At 69.9% G+C, this 18,309-nt stretch carries 20 protein-coding genes and 3 tRNA genes; 19 read left to right on the top strand and 4 right to left on the bottom strand.

The window, feature by feature from the left end:
- The first annotated feature begins 4 nt into the window (after positions 1-4).
- The 7 genes from ACGFY9_RS32245 to ACGFY9_RS32215 all read left to right on the top strand — a co-directional run bounded on the left by ACGFY9_RS32245 (position 5) and on the right by ACGFY9_RS32215 (position 6,863).
- A complete protein-coding gene (locus tag ACGFY9_RS32245) occupies positions 5-1,603 on the top strand; it encodes a NuoM family protein (RefSeq protein ID WP_393759967.1) in 1,599 nt (532 codons plus the stop codon).
- The gene (locus ACGFY9_RS32240) at positions 1,600-3,123 is read left to right on the top strand and encodes an NADH-quinone oxidoreductase subunit N (protein WP_393759965.1); all 1,524 of its coding nucleotides are present in this window, start codon (positions 1,600-1,602) and stop codon (positions 3,121-3,123) included. The genes ACGFY9_RS32245 and ACGFY9_RS32240 overlap by 4 nt, the downstream gene beginning before the upstream one ends.
- Positions 3,124-3,312: 189 nt before the next feature.
- Entirely contained in the window at positions 3,313-4,176 is an 864-nt protein-coding gene (gene htpX / locus ACGFY9_RS32235; RefSeq protein WP_359608928.1) for a zinc metalloprotease HtpX, read from the top strand.
- On the top strand, positions 4,173-4,565 hold the full coding sequence (locus ACGFY9_RS32230) for a YccF domain-containing protein (protein WP_266860840.1): 393 nt from the start codon (positions 4,173-4,175) through the stop codon (positions 4,563-4,565). Before htpX ends, ACGFY9_RS32230 begins: the two co-directional genes overlap by 4 nt.
- Positions 4,566-4,577: 12 nt before the next feature.
- Positions 4,578-5,735: a barstar family protein gene (locus tag ACGFY9_RS32225; RefSeq protein WP_393759962.1), complete on the top strand. Its 1,158-nt coding sequence runs from the start codon at positions 4,578-4,580 to the stop codon at positions 5,733-5,735.
- A 114-nt stretch (positions 5,736-5,849) separates the two neighbouring features.
- Positions 5,850-6,416, top strand: coding sequence for an SMI1/KNR4 family protein (locus ACGFY9_RS32220; protein ID WP_393759960.1), 567 nt, complete (start codon positions 5,850-5,852; stop codon positions 6,414-6,416).
- A 180-nt stretch (positions 6,417-6,596) separates the two neighbouring features.
- Positions 6,597-6,863 carry a GlsB/YeaQ/YmgE family stress response membrane protein gene (locus ACGFY9_RS32215; protein ID WP_019061143.1) on the top strand — a complete coding sequence of 89 codons (267 nt, stop codon included), beginning with the start codon at positions 6,597-6,599 and terminating at the stop codon, positions 6,861-6,863.
- A gap of 98 nt (positions 6,864-6,961) precedes the next feature.
- Here the strand turns inward: ACGFY9_RS32215 and ACGFY9_RS32210 are convergent, their stop codons facing one another.
- Positions 6,962-7,450, bottom strand: coding sequence for a YajQ family cyclic di-GMP-binding protein (locus tag ACGFY9_RS32210; protein WP_043682730.1), 489 nt, complete (start codon positions 7,448-7,450; stop codon positions 6,962-6,964).
- Positions 7,451-7,684: 234 nt separating this feature from the next.
- On the opposite strand from ACGFY9_RS32210, the gene ACGFY9_RS32205 reads away from it, so the two are divergent.
- From ACGFY9_RS32205 to ACGFY9_RS32195, 3 genes are all read left to right on the top strand, one after another.
- Positions 7,685-7,766 (top strand) — tRNA-Tyr (locus ACGFY9_RS32205).
- A gap of 264 nt (positions 7,767-8,030) precedes the next feature.
- Positions 8,031-8,843: a polysaccharide lyase family 7 protein gene (locus ACGFY9_RS32200; protein WP_393759958.1), complete on the top strand. Its 813-nt coding sequence runs from the start codon at positions 8,031-8,033 to the stop codon at positions 8,841-8,843.
- A gap of 47 nt (positions 8,844-8,890) precedes the next feature.
- Positions 8,891-9,103 (top strand): hypothetical protein, encoded by a 213-nt coding sequence (locus ACGFY9_RS32195; RefSeq protein ID WP_033282563.1) that lies wholly within the window; start codon positions 8,891-8,893, stop codon positions 9,101-9,103.
- A 45-nt stretch (positions 9,104-9,148) separates the two neighbouring features.
- On the opposite strand, the gene ACGFY9_RS32190 is transcribed toward ACGFY9_RS32195, so the two are convergent.
- Complete coding sequence (locus ACGFY9_RS32190) at positions 9,149-9,805, bottom strand: NAD(P)H-binding protein (RefSeq protein ID WP_393759956.1); 657 nt, start codon at positions 9,803-9,805, stop codon at positions 9,149-9,151.
- Between the two features lie 143 nt (positions 9,806-9,948).
- Positions 9,949-11,226 carry an amidohydrolase family protein gene (locus ACGFY9_RS32185; protein ID WP_393759954.1) on the bottom strand — a complete coding sequence of 426 codons (1,278 nt, stop codon included), beginning with the start codon at positions 11,224-11,226 and terminating at the stop codon, positions 9,949-9,951.
- 261 nt (positions 11,227-11,487) lie between these two features.
- Between ACGFY9_RS32185 and ACGFY9_RS32180 the strand changes: the two genes are divergently transcribed.
- The 8 genes from ACGFY9_RS32180 to ACGFY9_RS32145 all read left to right on the top strand — a co-directional run bounded on the left by ACGFY9_RS32180 (position 11,488) and on the right by ACGFY9_RS32145 (position 16,887).
- Positions 11,488-11,560: transfer RNA gene (locus tag ACGFY9_RS32180), tRNA-Thr, on the top strand.
- 46 nt (positions 11,561-11,606) lie between these two features.
- Positions 11,607-11,679 (top strand) — tRNA-Met (locus ACGFY9_RS32175).
- An 88-nt stretch (positions 11,680-11,767) separates the two neighbouring features.
- Positions 11,768-11,932 (top strand): 50S ribosomal protein L33, encoded by a 165-nt coding sequence (gene rpmG, locus ACGFY9_RS32170; RefSeq protein WP_003948671.1) that lies wholly within the window; start codon positions 11,768-11,770, stop codon positions 11,930-11,932.
- A gap of 107 nt (positions 11,933-12,039) precedes the next feature.
- Positions 12,040-12,492 carry a MaoC family dehydratase N-terminal domain-containing protein gene (locus ACGFY9_RS32165; RefSeq protein ID WP_393759952.1) on the top strand — a complete coding sequence of 151 codons (453 nt, stop codon included), beginning with the start codon at positions 12,040-12,042 and terminating at the stop codon, positions 12,490-12,492.
- A gap of 1 nt (position 12,493) precedes the next feature.
- Positions 12,494-12,922, top strand: a complete 429-nt coding sequence (locus tag ACGFY9_RS32160; RefSeq protein WP_266860859.1) for a MaoC family dehydratase — start codon at positions 12,494-12,496, stop codon at positions 12,920-12,922.
- A 153-nt stretch (positions 12,923-13,075) separates the two neighbouring features.
- Positions 13,076-13,648, top strand: coding sequence for a TetR/AcrR family transcriptional regulator (locus ACGFY9_RS32155; RefSeq protein WP_393759949.1), 573 nt, complete (start codon positions 13,076-13,078; stop codon positions 13,646-13,648).
- Between the two features lie 93 nt (positions 13,649-13,741).
- Complete coding sequence (locus ACGFY9_RS32150) at positions 13,742-15,223, top strand: DHA2 family efflux MFS transporter permease subunit (protein WP_393759947.1); 1,482 nt, start codon at positions 13,742-13,744, stop codon at positions 15,221-15,223.
- Between the two features lie 539 nt (positions 15,224-15,762).
- Positions 15,763-16,887, top strand: coding sequence for a UDP-N-acetylmuramate dehydrogenase (locus tag ACGFY9_RS32145; RefSeq protein WP_393759945.1), 1,125 nt, complete (start codon positions 15,763-15,765; stop codon positions 16,885-16,887).
- 21 nt (positions 16,888-16,908) lie between these two features.
- Here the strand turns inward: ACGFY9_RS32145 and ACGFY9_RS32140 are convergent, their stop codons facing one another.
- Complete coding sequence (locus ACGFY9_RS32140) at positions 16,909-17,541, bottom strand: NAD(P)-dependent oxidoreductase (protein ID WP_393759943.1); 633 nt, start codon at positions 17,539-17,541, stop codon at positions 16,909-16,911.
- Positions 17,542-17,664: 123 nt separating this feature from the next.
- On the opposite strand from ACGFY9_RS32140, the gene ACGFY9_RS32135 reads away from it, so the two are divergent.
- A complete protein-coding gene (locus tag ACGFY9_RS32135; protein ID WP_393759941.1) occupies positions 17,665-18,303 on the top strand; it encodes a TetR/AcrR family transcriptional regulator in 639 nt (212 codons plus the stop codon).
- The last annotated feature ends 6 nt before the right edge of the window (positions 18,304-18,309 follow it).

Raw genomic sequence — 18,309 nt, 5'->3', positions numbered from 1 at the left:
AGGCGTGATCGATATCAACGAGTCCGTGATGCAGGTCCTTCTGGCGTTCATCGTCGTCGGCCCGCTCCTCGGCGCCGTCACCGCCCTGCTGCCCGCGCCGCCCGGGCTGAAGGGGAAGTCGCCCGAACAGGCCGTACTACGGCACGGCGTCACCGTGACCGGCGTGATCCTCATCGCCGCGATCGTCCTCGCGCTGGGCTTCGACCACGACCATCCGTCGAAGATGCAGGCCACGACCGACATCAGCTGGATCCCCGCACTCGACGTGCGCATCCACCTCGGCATCGACGGCATCTCCCTCCCCCTCCTGGTCCTGACCGCGCTGCTGACTTTCCTCTGCGCGCTCTACTCCTACTTCAAGCAGCAACATCAGCGGCTGACGCCGCGGGCTTCGGGCCCGTCCCCGAAGGCATTCGTCGCCCTGATCCTCCTCCTGGAGTCCGGCACCCTCGCCACCTTCGCCGTCCTCGACCTGATCCTCTTCTTCCTCGCCTTCGAGACCGTCCTGATCCCGATGTACTTCCTCATCGCCCGCTGGGGTGGTGCCCAACGGACCCAGGCCGCCTGGAAGTTCATCCTCTTCACACTGCTCGGCTCCGTCGTCATGCTGCTCGGCCTGCTCCTGATCGGAATCAAGGCGGGCACATTCGACATGGTGGCACTCGCCACTGACAACGGCCGGTCGCTGACCACATCCGTGCAGGTCATCGCCGTTCTGGCGATCGGTGTCGGGCTCGCGGTGAAGACGCCGATGTGGCCCCTGCACAGCTGGCTGCCCGACGCCCACACCGCCGCACCGACCGTCGGCTCGGTCCTGCTGGCCGGCGTGATGCTGAAGATGGGCACGTACGGGTTCGTCCGCATCCTGCTGCCGATCGCCCCCGACGGCATGCACACCTTCGCGCCCTATCTCGCCGCCTTCGCCGTCGTCGGGATCATCTACGGCTCCCTGGCCTGCCTCGCCCTCGCCAGACAGGGCGCGAAGGGCGACCTCAAACGCCTCATCGCGTACTCCTCCGTCGGCCACATGGGCTTCGTCCTGCTCGGCATCTCGACGATGACCCCGACCGGCGTGAACGGCGCGCTGTTCGCCAACATCGCCCACGGCCTCATCACCGGCCTCCTGTTCTTCCTCGTCGGCGCCCTCAAGGACCGCACAGGCACCACCGACCTCGACACCCTCGCCGAGGAGACCGGCGCAGCCCTCTACGGAAAGGCCCCGCGCCTCGGCGGCCTGCTCGCGTTCGCCGCCGTCGCCTCGCTCGGACTGCCCGGACTCGCCGGATTCTGGGGCGAGATGCTCGCGCTGTTCGGCGCGTTCAAACCCGCCGCCGACCTCAGCCGCCCCGCCTTCCTCACCTTCATGGCGATCGCGGCCTTCGGCACCCTCCTGACGGCCGCCTACATGCTCGCGGTGGTCCGCCGCGTCTGCATGGGCGCCGTCTCGCAGGAAGCGCCGAAGCTCGCCGACGTCCAGACGTACGAGTTCGCGGCCTGGACCCCGCTCGTCGCCCTCACCGTCGCCGCCGGCCTGTGGCCGAAGGCACTCCTCGGCCTGACCGACCCGGCCGTGCAGCAGCTCCTCTCAGGAGGCACCCGATGAGCGCCCTGGCCCAGCCTCTCGCGGAGTCGATGGTCCAGCCCGTCGACTGGCTCGCGATCGCACCGCCCACCATCACGGCGGTCGTCGGCCTGGTGGTCCTCGTCGCCGACCTGTTCCTCCAGGACGCCAGAAAAGCGCTCCTGGGCTGGGTGTCGGTCGCGGGCCTGGCCGCCTCCGCGCTCATGCTGCTGCCCCTCCTGGACGGCGACCGCGCCACCTTCTGCCTCACCGGCGACGCGACCGCCTGCAGTTATACGGCGGACCGCTTCACCCTGGTCATCCAGTTCCTGGTCCTCGGCGGCGCCCTGTTGGCGGCCCTCCTGTCGATCACCACCCTGAAGGACGCCGACAGGGGACTCCCCGAAGGGGAGTACTGGTTCCTGCTCCTGTCCTCGGCCGCAGGCGCCGCCCTCCTGCCCGCCTCCCGTGACCTCGCGACCCTGATCGTCGCGCTGGAGGTCGCCTCCCTGCCCGCGTTCGCCCTCGTCGGCATCCGGCACGGCGACAAGAAGTCCGCCGAAGCGGCCCTCAAGTTCTTCCTGTCCTCGGTCACCGCGACCGCGGTCAGCCTGATGGGTGTCAGCTTCGTCTACGCCACCACGGGCACCCTGTACCTCACCCGGATCGCCGACCGCATCCAGCACGTGGACGGCCAGTTCCACCCGCTCGCCCAGACCGGCGTCGCCCTCACCCTCGTCGGCTTCGCCTTCAAGACGGCAGCGGTCCCCTTCCACTTCTGGGTACCCGACACCTACGTAGGAGCGCCCCTCCCGATCGCCGCCTACTTGTCGGTCGTCGGCAAGGCGGTCGGCTTCTCCGGCCTGATCCTCGTCACAGTCGTCGCCTTCCCGTCGTACGCCGACGTGTGGGGTCCCGCGCTCGCAGCGCTGGCCGCCCTCACCATGACGGTCGGCAACCTGGGCGCCCTGCGCCAACAGGCCACGCGCGCGTACAGCGCGGTACGGCTGCTCGCCTGGTCCTCCGTCGGTCAGGCCGGCTACCTCCTGGTGCCGATCGCCGCCGCCGCGTACTCCAAGGACACCCAGAAGTCGATCGGCTCCACCGTCGCCTACGCCCTCATGTACGCGGCCGTGAACCTCGGTGCCTTCGCGGTGGCCGCCCTGGTGGGCCGTAGCAGAGCCCTCAACCGCATCAGCGACTACCGTGGCCTGTACGCGTCGAACCCACTGGCAGCGCTGCTCCTGGCCTTCTTCCTGCTGTGCCTCGCCGGACTGCCGCCGGGTGTCATCGGGCTCTTCGCCAAGGTGACCGTCTTCTCGGCGGCCGTCGACGCGGGCCTGGGCTGGCTGGCGGTCGTCATGGCCGTCAACGTGGTCATCGCGCTCTTCTACTACCTTCAGTGGACGGCCCTGCTGTTCCGCGCCCCGGTGGGCGAGCACGGCAAGCACCGCGTCCCCGCGCCCCTCACCGCAGCGCTCGCCCTCACCGGCGCACTCGGAATCGCCCTCTCCGGAGCACCCCAACTGGTCCTGCGCTTCGCCGCCACCGGACTCTTCTGAGCCACCGGCACATACCACCGTCCTCACCCGGACGGCCCACCCCCGGCGTCGTACGCACAAGGGAACTAGAGCCCCCCGCCTGGCGTTGACCAGTACGGGAGGGTCCACTGGACGTGACACCACGACACCGGTGGCATCAGAGATCAGCAAGCAAAGGGTTCCCCTGCTGCACGATTTGGAGGGCGTACCGTGCACCGCCGGCACAACGGGCTCAGGACCGCAGTTCTCCTCGGGGGACTGTCCGCACTCATCATCGTCATCGGCAGCTTCTTCGGCCGCATGGGCCTCGTCGTAGCGGTCGTGATCGCGCTGGGCACGAACGCGTACGCGTACTGGAACAGCGACAAACTGGCGCTACGCGCGATGCGCGCCCGCCCGGTGAGCGAGTTCGAGGCCCCGGCCCTGTACCGGATGGTCCGCGACCTCTCCACCCAGGCCCGCCAGCCGATGCCGCGCCTGTACATCTCGCCCACGGAGGCCCCCAACGCCTTCGCGACGGGCCGCAACCCGCGCAACGCCGCCGTGTGCTGCACGGAGGGCATCCTGCGCATCCTGGACGAGCGCGAGCTGCGCGGAGTCATCGGCCACGAACTCAGCCATGTCTACAACCGCGACATCCTGATCTCGTCGGTCGCCGGCGCCCTCGCCTCGGTGATCATGTTCCTGGTCAACTTCGCCTGGCTGATCCCGATCGGCCGCTCGAACGACGACGACGGCCCCGGCATCCTGGGCATGCTCCTGATCATGATCCTGGGACCCCTCGCGGCCAGCCTCATCCAGTTGGCCATCAGCCGCTCCAGGGAGTACGAGGCGGACGCGTCCGGCGCCCAGCTCACCGGAGACCCCCTCGCCCTCGCGAGCGCGCTGCGCAAGCTCGACGCCGGCACCAAGCAGCTTCCGCTGCCCCCGGAGCCCCGCATCGAGACCGCGAGCCACATGATGATCGCGAACCCCTTCCGCCCGGGCCAGGGACTCTCCAAGATGTTCTCGACGCACCCGCCGATGGCGGAGCGGATCGCCCGGCTCGAAAAGATGGCAGGTCGCCCTCAGTGAAAACCATCCTGAACGTCATTTGGCTCGTCCTGAGCGGCTTCTGGCTGTTCCTCGGGTACCTGCTCGCCGGCGCGCTGCTGTGCATCACCATCATCGGCATCCCGTTCGGCATCGCCGCCTTCCGTATCGGCGTCTACGCCCTGTGGCCCTTCGGGTACACGACGGTCGAGCGCCGGGACGCGGGCGCCCCCTCCTGCGTCGGCAACGTCCTGTGGCTGATCCTCGCGGGCTGGTGGCTGGCCCTCGCGCACATCGTCACCGGCATCGCCATGTGCATCACGATCATCGGCATCCCGTTCGGCATCGCCAACTTCAAGCTGATCCCCGTCTCGCTGTTCCCCCTGGGCCGCGAAATCGTGCCCACGGACCAGCCGTTCGCCACCCGCTGACGGCGGGCAGCGGTGGGGGCGCCCAAGTACGTCCTGCTGTCGTACGACGAAGGTGCCGAGTCCACCGGCGAGCACGGCTACGAGGAGACCTGGGCCCTGTGCGAGGACGCCGCCGACCTCTTCGCCGACCCGGCCCCACCTGCGCGCGTGACGTACGAACTGCTCGGCTGCGCACCCGAGGGCGACCTGCGAACAGCCCTCGCACGCGCGCGTGCCGACGGTTCGGCACCGCTCGGCCTACTCACCCTGGAGCCCCTCGACAGGACCGGCGGGGGAGAGGGCGAGTGGCGGCTGGAGGACGTACGCGTCGTAGGCGACCGTCCCTGCGCGCGTGACCTGTCGCTGAGGGACGTCACCGTAGAGGGCAGGCTGTCCGACGACAACCTCTACGACTATCCGCAGCGCCCGCCCCTGTCCCCGGGCTACCGGGTACAGGGCGCGGACGGCCAACCATGGGGAGGCTGCCGGGACGTGGCCCAGGTCCAGGAGGACCGGCCCGAACAACTGGAGCCTCCCCTGCGCCTGTTGGGCTGTACCCCGCGCGGTGCGCTGCGGGCGGCACTGGACGGCGGGGAAGAGGACCTGGGCCACGTCAAGGTGGTGCGCGTCGACTCGTCCGCTCGGCCCGTGCAGCCCGCCGCCGAGGGCGAGTTACGGGCCTGGATCCCGTCCGCGCGCGGCCCGGGCCTGGTCGATCTCACCCTGGACCCTTGGTCGGAACGCCCACCGCTCGCGGCCCGGGAGGTGTGGGACCTGTGGGGCGAGGGCCGCCCCTCCGAACCCAACCGCTGGGCCGGTTGCGACGCCGCAGGCCGCCGATCCTGGCTCGACACGGCCCTGGCCAACCACACCCACGGCACCTCGGACCGTCCGCCGGGCACCACCTACCACCTCGACGGCAGCCACATCACCGACGCACCCGGCTTCTTCTGCGCCCTGGGCGAGGCGGTGAACGGCCCCGCCGGATACTTCGGCTGGGGCCTGGACGCTCTGAACGACTGCCTGCGCGGCAGTTGGGGAGCCACCCCGCCCTTCACCCTCGTCTGGCACGACGCCGCCGTAGCCCGCGCCTGCCTCGACGTCACCCCGCACACCGGCCGGCGGCCGCCGACGTTCGAGGAACTGCTCGCCTTCCTCGCCGAACGGCACGTCGACGTCCGCCTGTCCTGACCGTTCGTCACCGCACCACGCCCGCAGTCGGAGCGCACGACCAGCGGTTTTCCACAACCGCCGGGTTGTCCACAGGCGGGCCCGATTGTCAGTGGCGCGCGGCACCATGAAGCCATGACCGAGAACGAGCAGCACCTGCTGACACGGGTGGCCGCCGAGGCCCGCAATACCCGCCCGTCGGGCTGGACTTCACTCCCCGCTCCCGTGGACGAGGCCACGGTGGCCCGCGCCGAGGCCGCCCTGGGCTTCCGCCTGCCCTCGCTGCTCGCCGCGCTCTACACACGCATAGGAGACGGCGGATTCGGCCCGGAGTACGGCCTGTTGCCCCTCCTCGACAACCCACCGGCCGGCGAGCCCGCCGCCGTCACGCAGTACCTCGCCAACCGCGCGAGCGGACACAAGGACCCCGACTGGCCCTGGCCCGAGGGCGTCCTGCCGATATCCCATTGGGGCTGCGCGATGTACGCGTGCGTGGACTGCCGGACTCCACAGGCCACGGTCCTCCTGTACGAGCCGAACGCCGACGAGGCCGACCACGCGTGGTACGTCGACGCGCCCAGCCTCGCCGACTGGCTGCGCTCCTGGCTCGACGGCACGGGCTGGTACGAGGACCACGAAGGCGGCAGCGAACCGACACCGTGGACCGACTTCCGTATCCGCACGACGGCGCAGGCATCCTGAGCGGTCGTCGCAGGCCACCGATGCCTGCAACCACCACACGCATCCGTGACGTCCTGTTCATCGACACGGCGGAACATGCAGCGACAGGCCGTGCGCAAGGACCTACGAACACAGCCTGTCCGGGCGGAATTCACAGCTCCGGATCAGTGCAGGCACAGCGTGAGAGGGCAGGTTCACGGCATGGGCATCATCAGCTGGATCATCCTGGGACTGTTGGCCGGAGCCATCGCCAAATTCCTGCTGCCGGGCCGCGACCCGGGCGGCTTCATCGGTACGACCATCATCGGCGTCGCGGGCGCGTTCATCGGCGGCTGGATCTCGGCCCGCTGGCTGGACCACCCGGTCGCCAAGAACTTCTACGACGGCGCCACTTGGGCCTCGGCGATAGGTGGCGCGCTCGTCCTCCTGATCGCCTACCGCATCCTGTTCGGCAACTCGCGCAACTAGCGCGTCCCCGTGCCGCAGCCAGCAGGCGAGAAGGGTGGGCATCGACGGATGCCCACCCTTCCTCGTACCGGCGCGCGGCGGACGCGCGAGGCGCGGTTCTACCGGTAGTTCACGAACTGCAGCGCGAAGTCGAAGTCCTTGCCCTTGAGCAGGGCCTGCACGGCCTGGAGGTCGTCGCGGCTCTTCGAGCTGACCCGCAGTTCGTCGCCCTGCACCTGGGCCTTCACGCCCTTGGGGCCCTCGTCACGAATGATCTTCGCCACCTTCTTCGCGTTGTCCTGGGAGATGCCCTCCTCGATCGACGCGAAGATCTTGTACTCCTTGCCGGAGAGCTGCGGCTCACCGGCGTCCAGCGCCTTCAGCGAGATGCCGCGCTTGATCAGCTTGGACTGGAAGACGTCGAGGATCGCCTTGACCCGCTCCTCGGAGTTCGCCTCCATGAGGATCTTCTCGGCGGACCATGAGATCGAGGCACCCACGCCCTTGAAGTCGTAGCGCTGAGAGATCTCCTTGGCGGCCTGGTTGAGGGCGTTGTCGACCTCCTGCCGCTCGACCTTCGAGACGATGTCGAAACTGGAGTCGGCCATGTCCTGTGGCTCCTTGTATCGGGGTGCGTATCGATGCGTGTCACTGCGTATCGGCGTGCGTCGGGGCAGCCGCCGAGCCCGGTGTAGGCCCCGGGCCGCATCCGCATAAGCCTAGCCACCCCCTCCCCTCCGAGCGCCGGTCAATCGGGTGGCGAAGCACCCCTGGGCATCGGGTATCGTTTACGTCGTTGCCACGGAGCACCGCCGAAAAGCGGTTCGAGGGGCAGCATCCCCGGCGGTGTGCCCGAGTGGCCAAAGGGAGCAGACTGTAAATCTGCCGGCTTAGCCTACCCAGGTTCGAACCCTGGCGCCGCCACATGATCGAAAGGGTCTGTGATCAGCAGCAATGCTGATCACAGACCCTTTCGTCGTTCCCCAGGGCTTCCAGAGGACGTCCCGAGGTTTTCCGGGACGTCGCAGAGCCGTCCCCGCGGCCCCCTTCGCCCTGCCGCCAACCTTGACGTGCCCGTGCCACAGCCCTACTGTCGCGACACCGCGTTCACGTTGAAACATAAAGTTCATACATGTGAACGCCTGCCCCGCCAACCGAGTCCACAGAGCAGACAGGAAGGCACCCCCCATGCGCATGCGTACGCTGCTCACCTCCCTGGCCACCGTCGTCGCCGTCACCGGCGGCCTCGCCCTCACGGCCCCCGCCGCGTCGGGCAGTACCGGCGCCGCCGGCGTCGTCGCCTCCCCCCTGGCGGACCCCTCCGTCGCGCCCGGCGGGAACTTCGACCTGTCGGTCTGGCAGCTCCAGGAGCCGATCGGTTCCCCCGGCTCGCCCACGACGATCTCGTCGTCCCGGCTCCAAGGGGCGAACGGCTTCCAGGACTCGTACTTCTACACGGACACCCGCGACGGCGCGATGACCTTCTGGGCGCCGGAGAAGGGCGTCACCACCCCCAACTCGAACTACGCCCGCTCCGAACTGCGGGAGATGAACCGCAGCGGCAGCGCGGCCGACTGGTCGCTCAGCGGCACCCACACGATGAAGGCGACGCTGCGGGTCGTCTCCGTCACGTCGAACGTCTGCGTCGGCCAGATACACCTCGGCACCGGCGGCACCTCCACCAAGCCGCTGCTGGAGCTGTACTACCGCTCCAGCGGCGACATCGTCCTCGGCACCGAGAACTCGCCCTCCGGCGGCCAGACCCTGCACACCGTGGGCAACGTGTCGGTCGGCAAGACGTGGAGCTACACGATCGGCGTCTCGGGCGGAAACACCATCAACCTGACGGTCAACGGGAGCACCACGCACTACGCCATCCCGTCGTCGTTCAACGCCTACAAGCAGTACTTCAAGGCCGGTTCGTACAACCAGTCGTCCTCGGACAGCACCACCAAGGGCGCCCGCGTCGCCTTCTACGGCCTCACCGTCGCCCACAGCTGAGCGAGCCTCAACAGCCGACTCGGCCTGCGGCGGGGCAGACTGATCCCATGTCGTCACGCCGCAGAAGCTGCCCCGAGTGCCGTCGTGAAATCGCCGTCGTGGCCGGCCGGTTCGCGCGGCACGACCCGCCCGGCGCGCGGGAGACCGGCGACCTCGTGTCCTGCCCCGGGTCCCGCCGCCAGGCGGAACTCGGGGCGGCACAGCCCGCGTTGGACGGGTACGTGGTCCCGGAGTTCCCCGGACAGATGCCGCTCTTCTAGACGGCGGGCCACCGCCCGGCGGGGAACTCCAAGTTGCTCAGATCCTCAGTTCCCCGCCACCGACTTCACCGCCACCGAAACCGGCGCGGACCCACTGATCAGTTCCAGCGTCAGGCCGGCCGTCGCCGGGGTCTCCACCAACTCCGCGAGCACGGCGGCCACATCGTCGCGCGGGATCGAGCCGAGACCGGTATGCGCCTCCAGCCGGACCAGCCCGGTGCCGGCGTCGTTCGTGAGCGAACCGGGGCGCAGGATCGTCCAGTCCAGCGCGTCCAGGCCGCGTACGTACGCGTCGGCCTCGCCCTTGGCCCGCAGATACACGTCGAAGACGCCGTCCCCGGAGTGCGTCGGATCCGCGCCCATCGAGGACACGACGACATGGCGCCGTACGCCCGCCAGGACCGCCGCGTCGGCGAACAGCACCGCCGAACCCCGGTCCACCGTGTCCTTGCGGGTCGTGCCGCTGCCCGGGCCCGCGCCCGCCGCGAAGACCGCCGCGTCCGCGCCCCGCAGCTGCGCCGCGACCTCCTCGACCGAGGCCGACTCCAGGTCGAGCAGCAGCGGTTCGGCGCCGGCCGCCCGTAGATCGTCGCTCTGTTCGGCGTTGCGGATGATGCCCGCGACCTCGTCACCGCGCGCGGCGAGCAGGCGCTCCAGCCGCAGCGCGATCTGACCATGACCTCCAGCGATGACAATGCGCATGCCTTCGACCGTACGCCCGGACGGCCGCACGCGCCGCATGACTTCAGCCGCGTCCCAGCGGCGCACACCCGCGACGGACGCGCCGGGCGCGCGGACCCGAGCCGTAGCGCCTCAGGCGTACGCCCCGGCGCAGCGGTAGCGGCTCACGACAACTCGCCCCTTCCCTGCCGGGGCAGCCCCAACTCCGAGCCCGCCGCCGTGTTGCAGTACTCCCGCACCGCGCTCGTCCGTGCCACCACGCGCCCCCGGTGCACCACGATCCTGCTGTACGCCAGCGACAGCGCGCCCGCGAGCCGGTCGCCGCGCACCGCGAGCAGTTCGGCCGGAAATCCCGCCTCGACCCGTACCTCGGGCAGGCCCAGCGCCGCGCGTGCCGAGGAACTCACCGTCTCGTACGCGTCCTCGGGCCGCATCCCGTGGCGCGAGGCCAGCAGGTAGGCCGCCTCCAAGGGGTCCCCGCGGCCCACCGGGTTGGACACGTCCCGCAGGGCGCCGCTGCCCGCCGCGACCTGGACGCCGGCCGTGCGCAGCAGCCGTACGGGAGCAGTGCCCCGGCGGTCCACGCCGCCGCAGCCGCCCTGCGGCAGGCAGACCACCGTCACGCCGGCCGCGGCCAGTTGGTCCGCGGTCCGCGTGACCGTGTCCGCAGGCAGCCGCCCCAGGCCGCCGCACGGGCCGAGTGTCACCCCAGGGCGCATTCCGCCCGCGACGGCCGCCAGCCGGGCCAGGCGGGTCGGGTCGGCGGCGTCCGTGTGCAGGTCGACCGGACAGCCGTGCTCGGACGCGACCTCCAGAACCGCCTCCACATAGCCCGTCGGATCGGGGTCCAAATCTGGACAACCGCCCACTACGGAGGCACCCATTTTCAGTGCGTCCCGCAGCATCGCGAGCCCGTCCGCCCCCGCCACCCCGGTCAGCAGCCGGGGCATCGCCACCGCCGTCAGCTCGGCCAGCCCCCGCAGCGCCCGCCGCGCCCGCAGTACGGCGGCCAGCGCGCCCAGCCCCTGGACGTCCCCCACGCGCACGTGTGCCCTCTGCGCCGTCGCCCCGTGTCCGAGTTGCATCAGCGCGGCCTCCGTGGCGCGGCGCTGCACGTCCTGGGGGTCGTAGGAGACGGGTCCGCTGTTCTCGGCCGAGAGGGCGGTGTCACTGTGCGTGTGCGGCTCGGCCGGGGCCGGGAGGAGGAGATAGCCGCTGAGGTCCACGCGCGCGCCGCACGCGCGCGTGGCGTCCGTCGCCAGGCTGCCGGCCGTGCCGACCGCCTCGATGCGCCCGCCGCCCAGCCGTACGTCCACGGTCCTGCCGTCGGTCAGCCGGGCCCCGCACAGCAGGAGCGCGGCCGGGTCGGCCGGTCCCGACGAGCCTGAAGAACCCGACGGACCAGACGACGAGTGGGACGGCTGGGGCTGGCTGTCGGGCATCGCGCTCCAGGGGCTCAGGGCTTCGCGGGCTCGGGGCTCAGGGCAGGGGACTGCGCAAAGGGGCGCAAGATCACGCAGAGTGAGTCGAGCCTAGGGCGGTGATCCGCTCACGGCCGGGAGGAGCGCAATAGTCGTACCGGTGTGGTCCCCCATACGGGAGGGGCCCTTGAGGCCTCTGGGAGGGCCTTGGAAGGGGCTGGAGCGGCGCCGCGAAACGGATTTGGGCGAACGGTCGCCGAGCGTGTAATGTCTTCATCGCTCGCCCCAATAGCTCAGTCGGTAGAGCGTCTCCATGGTAAGGAGAAGGTCTACGGTTCGATTCCGTATTGGGGCTCTGGTGTGAAAGGTTCCCGTCGCGAGACGGGGACTGATCGCATCGCAGCGGTGTAGCTCAGTCGGTAGAGCAAGCGGCTCATAATCGCTGTGTCACCGGTTCAAGTCCGGTCACCGCTACTGACAGTAGCCGATTGCGGGGTCGGTCCTTCGATCGGCTACTCTGTTATGCGTTCATAGTCCCATCCGTTCGTCAAGGAGCACTCCTGTGGCTGCCACCGACGTCCGCCCGAAGATCACGCTGGCCTGCGTGGAGTGCAAGGAGCGGAACTACATCACCAAGAAGAACCGGCGTAACAACCCGGACCGACTGGAGATGAAGAAGCACTGCCCGCGTTGCAATGCGCACACCGCGCACCGCGAAACGCGATAAGAATCAGGCTCGTACACGAGGCCGTCCCCGAAGTCTGGGGGCGGCCTCGCGTCGTTCTCCATCCAGCAGCAGGACACGGCAGCAGGAACATCAGGAGGTACCGGGCCATGGCCCTCGACCAGTCCTTCGTGGGGCGGACCTACCCGCCCACCGACCCCTACGAGGTGGGCCGGGAGAAGATCCGTGAGTTCGCGGAGGCGGTGGGCGACGCCAATCCGGCGTACACGGACCCGGAGGCCGCCAAGGCGCTCGGTCACCCCGATGTGATCGCCCCGCCGACCTTCGTCTTCTCCATCACGTTCAAGGCGGCCGGACAGGTCGTCCAGGACCCGCAGCTCGGCCTCGACTACAGCCGCGTCGTGCACGGCGACCAGAAGTTCGTCTACGTCCGCCCCGTGCGCGCCGGCGACCGTCTGACGGTCACCTCCACGATCGAGGCGATCAAGTCGATGGCGGGCAACGACATCCTGGACATCCGCGGCGAGGTCCACGACGAGGTCGGCGAGCACGTCGTGACCGCCTGGACCAAGCTCGTGGCCCGCGCGGCGGAGGAGAACTGACATGACGGCGAAGATCGCGTACGACGACGTCGAGGTCGGCACCGAACTGCCGGCCCAGACCTTCCCCGTGACCCGCGCCGCCCTCGTCCAGTACGCGGGCGCCTCCGGGGACTTCAACCCGATCCACTGGAACGAGAAGTTCGCCAAGGAGGTCGGACTCCCGGACGTCATCGCGCACGGCATGTTCACCATGGCCGAGGCGATCCGCGTGGTCACCGACTGGACCGGCGACCCGGGCGCGGTCGCCGAGTACGGCGTCCGCTTCACCAAGCCCGTCGTCGTCCCGAACGACGATCAGGGCGCGACCGTCGAGGTCAGCGCGAAGGTCGCCGCCAAGCTCGACGACAACACGGTCCGTGTGGACCTGGTGGCGATGAGCGCCGGCCAGAAGGTGCTGGGGATGTCACGGGCGGTCGTACGACTGGCGTGAGCTGAGGTAAGGGGCGTCGGTCATTGCTGGCGCCCCTTACATGTCGGACACCCCGGTGACTGGCGGTGACATCGTCGACCCCGGGTCCGCCCGCTCATGTGCCATGCCCCACACCCCTTGACTAAGTTAGTGATTGAGTACTAACTTTCTCGCATGGTCAGGATGAGCGCAGAAGAGAGGCGCGAGAGCGTCGTCCGCGCGGCGATCGCCGAGTTCGCGCAGCGGGGGTACTACGGGACCTCCACCGAGGCGATCGCCAAGCGGGTCGGGGTCTCGCAGCCGTATCTCTTCCGGCTCTTCCCGGGCAAGAAGGCGATGTTCGCGGCGGCCGCGCTCAGGTGTGTCGAGGACGTGTGCCGGGTCATGGAGGAGTCGTCCAAGGGGCTGGAGGGCGAAGAGGCCCTGCGCGCCATGGCCGACGGCTATGTGCGGCTCATCACGGAGCATCCCGAGAAGCTCCAGATGCAGATGCAGACGTACATCACGGTGGCCGCCGCCGAGGCGGAGGGCGACCACGAGTTCGGTGAGGCCGTGCGGAAGGGCTGGATGAAGCTCTGGGACGTCGTGCATCTGCCTCTGGGGGCGGATGTGGACCAGACCACGACCTTCCTGGCGTACGGAATGCTGATCAACACCCTTGCGGCCATGGGTTTTCCGCCGGAGCACCGGGTCTGGGAGGGGTTGTATCCGGAGGCCCGTGTCACCGGTCGGCTGGAGAAGTCGTAGCGGCAGGGGAGAGGCGGATTCTGCGCCTTTTCGTGAGCATCGAAGTTAGTCATCAATAACTAATCATCGGTACGAGCACCCTTTGGGGGAGCGATGTCAGAGCCAACCGCACGTCGCGGGGGAATGGTCTGGGCCCTCGTCATCACCAGCGTCGCCGGATTCATGGCGGCCCTGGACAACCTCGTCGTCACCACCGCCCTGCCGTCCATCCGCAAAGACCTCGGTGGAGCACTGGGCGACCTGGAATGGACCGTGAGCGCCTACACGCTCACCTTCGCCGTCCTGCTGATGTTCGGCGCGGCGCTCGGTGACCGGTTCGGGCGCCGCCGGCTCTTCCTCGTCGGCATCACCGTCTTCACCGGCGCCTCCGCCGCCGCGGCCATGGCACCCGGCATCGAGTCCCTGATCGCGGCCCGCGCGGTCCAGGGTGTCGGCGCGGCGATCATGATGCCCCTGACACTGACCCTGCTGACGGCGGCCGTGCCCGTCGCCAAGCGCGGGATGGCGTACGGCATATGGGGCGCGGTCAACGGACTCGCCGTCGCCTCAGGCCCCCTCATCGGCGGCAGCCTCACCGAGCACATCTCCTGGCACTGGATCTTCTGGCTGAACGTTCCGCTCGGCCTGGCCCTGATCCCGCTCGCCCGCCTGCGCCTCTCCGAGTCGTACGGCACCGGTGCCCCGCTCGACTTCCCCGGCACCCTGCTTGCCAGCGGCGGCCTCTTCGGGATCGTCTACGGCCTGGTCCGCGGGCCCGCCGACGGGTGGACCAGCTCGCTCGTCCTCACCGGACTGTTCGCGGGGGGCGCGCTGTTCGCCGGCTTCATCATCTACAGCGTCAACGCCAAGAACCCCATGCTCCCGATGCGGCTGTTCCGCTCCCGCGCCTTCTCCGGGATCAACGCGGCGAGCCTGCTGATGTTCCTCGGGATGTTCGGGTCGATCTTCCTGCTCAGCCAGTACATGCAGGGTGTCCTCGGCTACTCGCCCACCGAGGCGGGCCTGCGGATGCTCCCCTGGACCGGCATGCCGATGCTCGTCGCCCCCATCGCCGGCATCCTCTCCGACCGCATCGGCGGCCGCCCGGTCGTCGCCGCGGGCCTCTTCCTCCAGGCGGCCGGTCTCGGCTACATGTCCTACGTAGTCACCACCGACGTCTCCTACGGCGCGCAGCTGCCCGGCCTGATCCTCAGCGGCATCGGCATGGCCCTGTTCTTCGCACCGGCCTCCAACCTGGTCATGTCCAGCGTCCGCCCCCAGGAACAGGGCATCGCCTCCGGCGCCAACAACGCCCTCCGCGAGGTCGGCGGCGCCCTCGGCATCGCGATCATGGCGTCCATCTTCTCGGCCCAGGGCGGCTACCAGACCGCACAGACCTTCGTCGACGGCCTGAAGCCCGCGCTGGTCACCGGGGCGGCGGTGGTCGCCCTCGCCGGAGTCGCGACACTGCTGATCCCGACGCGGCGGCGGGCAGCGGAGCTCGCGGCGACGTCCGCGTCCGCTGAGTCGGCGGGGAGCGTGGAGTCGGCGGGGTCTTCCAACCCCGACTCGGTACTGGAGAACGCCGGTCGCTGACCGGAGACAACTGCGCACGCGCGTGTGGGCCCTGCCGTCGCCGGTGGGGCTTCACGCGTGCGTGCGGCTTTGTGCGTGAGGCGTCTGCTGTTGCCGGGGGAGCTTCACGCGCGCGTGGGCTTGGGATCGTGGGTGGGGCTTCACGCGTGCGTGTGTCCGGCTTCGGTGGTGAGGTTCTACGGGTGTGTGCGGCCCGGGTAGCTGTGGGGGCGGGCTCGCGTCGGATGCGGCGCGCACGCGCTGCTGGACGCCTGCTCGGCGGATGAGGTGCCCCGGGGCCGGACGCTGGCCTCGTGCTGAGGCGTGTGCCTTGTGCCGGGCGGGGTCTCCGTACTCGTGTCTGGCGCCCTGTACTGAAGGCGCCCTGTACTGGATGAGCGCCTCGCGTCGGACGCGCACCCGCGTCCCATCGGTGCCGGACGCCCGCCCTCACCGCCCGCACCGGACGCTCGGCTCCATCCAGTACTCGCCGGACGCTCACCCCGCCCCGCTCACACCACCCGCACCCTCACCGGTTCCGTACCCTCACCCCCACCGAAATGACCAGCCACACCCCGCCACCCCCAGCCTTGTCAGTCCCGTCTCGTAGTCTTGGCCCCGTGCAGGAACTCCACGACGCTCCCCTCGCCCCCCTCACCACCTTCCGGCTGGGCGGTCCCGCGACCCGGTTGGTCACCGCTGGTACCGACGCCGAGGTGATCGACGTCGTGCGTGCGGCCGATGACGCCGGGACGCCGTTGCTGGTCATCGGGGGCGGGTCGAACCTCGTCATCGGGGACAAGGGGTTCGAGGGCACCGCCCTGCGGATCGCCACCCGTGGGTTCGAACTCGACGGCACGCGGCTGGAGTTGGCGGCCGGTGAGGTGTGGACCGATGCCGTCGCCCGCACCGTGGAGGCCGGTCTCGCCGGTGTGGAGTGCCTCGCCGGGATTCCCGGGTCGGCCGGCGCGACCCCGATCCAGAACGTCGGGGCGTACGGCCAGGAGGTCTCCGCCACCATCACCGAGGTCGTCGCCTACGACCGCACCACCCGTGAGACGGTCACCCTCACCAACGAGGAGTGCGCCTTCTCCTACCGGCACAGCCGGTTCAAGGCCGATCCCGAGCGGTATGTCGTGCTGCGCGTCCGCTTTGAACTGGAGGACGCGGATGGGCTGTCCGCGCCCGTGAAGTACGCCGAGACGGCCCGCGTCCTCGGCGTCGAGCCCGGGGATCGGGTGCCGTTGGCGCAGGCCAGGGAGACCGTGCTCGCGTTGCGTGCCGGGAAGGGCATGGTGCTTGATCCCGAGGACCATGACACCTGGTCGGCCGGTTCCTTCTTCACCAATCCGATCCTCACCGACGCGCAGTTCACCGCGTTCCACGCGCGCGTGGAGGAGCGTCTCGGGGAGGGTGTGGAGCCGCCCGCGTACCCGGCGGGGGAGGGGCACACCAAGACCTCCGCCGCCTGGCTGATCGACAAGGCCGGCTTCACCAAGGGGTACGGCATGGGGCCCGCCCGGATCTCCACCAAGCACACCCTCGCCCTCACCAACCGGGGCGAGGCGACCACGGCCGACCTCCTCGCCCTCGCGCGTGAGGTCGTCGCCGGGGTCCACGACGCCTTCGGGGTCACGCTCGTCAACGAACCGGTGACCGTCGGCGTCAGCCTCGACAGCCAGTAGGTCCGCCGCCCTCCGGCGACCTCAATAGGCCAGCCCCACGCCCTGCTTCACCGTCTGCGGTTCGTCCGTCATCGTCAGCATCGCGTGCGCGACATCGGCGCGGCCGATGAACCGGCCCTTGTCCGGGAAGCCGCCCACGACCGTGCGGTACGTGCCGGTCAGCGGCTTGTTCTGCAGGCGTGGCGGGCGGACGCTCGTCCAGTCCGTGGCGCTGGCGGCGAGGGCCGCCTCCATCTCCCGCAGGTCGTCGTAGACGTCCTTCAGGAGGGCCGAGATCAGCCCGCGCGCGGTGCGGTCGAGGAGCCCGGCGCCCTCCGGGTCCGGGCCGATCGGGCCGGCGCTCACCACCAGCACCCGGCGCACCCCCTCCGCCTCCATGGCCGCCAGGACCGTACGCGTGAGCCGGGTCGCGACACCCGCGTCCTTGCGGCTGCGGGCACCGAGCCCGGACAGGACCGCGTCCCGGCCCGCGACCGCCGGGCGTACCGCCTCCGGGTCGGTGAGGTCCGCGCGGAACACCTCAAGGCCCGCGCCCCGCACGGTCAGCCGCGCCGGGTCCCGTACGACCGCCGTGACCTCGTGGCCCGAGGCCAGCGCCTGGCGGACGATCTCCTGGCCGATGCCTCCAGTGGAACCGAAAACGGTGAGCTTCATGGCGTACTCCTGCCGCTGAACGAGGTGGGTAAGTGTTTACTCACCCCTGCCTCCCTCTAGAGTGGGTAAGTACTCACCCACCCGTCAAGCCCGAACGGACCGGCCATGGAATCCTTGGGCCCCATGCAGCAGAAACAGGCCCCGGAACCCGTCGCGCAGCAACCCGCCCGGGTCCGCATCCTCGACGCCGCCCACGAGTTGATGCTCACCGTCGGCCTGGCCAGGACGACCACCAAGGAGATCGCGAAGGCCGCCGACTGCTCCGAAGCAGCCCTCTACAAGTACTTCGCCAGCAAGGAGGAGCTGTTCATCCGCGTCCTCACGGAACGGCTGCCCCGGCTGACCCCGCTGCTGCGCAGCCTCGCCGCCGAGCCCGGACAGCACTCCCTGGAGGACAACCTCACCGAGATCGCCCGCCAGGCGGCCCTCTTCTACGAGCAGAGCTTCCCGATCGCGGCCTCCCTGTACGCCGAGACCCAGCTCAAGCGGCGCCACGACGAGGCCCTGCGGCAGCTCGGCTCGGGCCCCCACAAGCCGATCGAGGCCCTGGACGCCTATCTGCGCGCCGAACAGGCCGTCGGCCGCGTCCGCCCCGACACGGACACCTTCGCGGCCGCGTCCCTCCTCCTGGGCGCCTGCGCACAGCGCGCGTTCGCCTACGAGGCCGCGGGGACCGGCGTACGACCGCCCGTGGACGAGTTCGCGCCACGCCTGGCCCGGACGCTGCTGGGCGGAATCTCCGTTGCCGAGGCCCCCTCCTGACCGGGA

The organism is Streptomyces sp. NPDC048504, from assembly GCF_043200035.1.
GTDB lineage: Bacteria > Actinomycetota > Actinomycetes > Streptomycetales > Streptomycetaceae > Streptomyces.
This window is presented reverse-complemented; position numbering and strand designations above follow the sequence as displayed.